Source organism: Leptotrichia sp. OH3620_COT-345 (assembly GCF_003932895.1).
Taxonomy (GTDB): Bacteria; Fusobacteriota; Fusobacteriia; order Fusobacteriales; family Leptotrichiaceae; genus Pseudoleptotrichia.
This window is the reverse complement of the sequence record NZ_RQYW01000149.1, coordinates 1-369: the sequence shown is the minus strand read 5'-3', so window position 1 is coordinate 369 and position 369 is coordinate 1. Positions and strand designations below refer to the sequence as shown.

The 369-nt window shown below is 40.7% G+C and carries 1 protein-coding gene; it reads right to left on the bottom strand.

Annotated elements, in window-relative coordinates; all coding sequences use genetic code 11:
- Positions 1 to 369, bottom strand: a 369-nt coding sequence (locus tag EII29_RS12440) for a hypothetical protein (RefSeq protein ID WP_199726106.1), incomplete at both ends; no start/stop codon positions are given.

The window sequence follows — 369 nt, the reverse complement described above, 5'->3', positions numbered from 1 at the left end:
CAGTGCTTCTGCCATTGCAGCAGTCCTGCATAATGCATTAAAATCACTTGTAGCCACTACTTGCTTATCTCCGAACAAAGCTTGCGTATGAGGTACATCCTTTACTTGCTTTGCTGTTAGCAAATCTTTCTGCACTCCCTTTAATTGCTCTTCTAAGCCCTCTAATTCGCCCTGTAAGGTTTTTTTTTGCTCCGAGGCTACTTTTATACCATCTTCCAAGTTTTTTGCTTTCTCGGTCAAATTTCGGGCTTTCTCGATGATATTATCTAATTCTCCTTTTGCCGTTCCTCTTTTCAGCTCTGTAATGCTTTTGTTTCCATCTTTTGTCGCTTCGTTCAAAATCCCTACTTCATAGCCTAATTCCTTGCT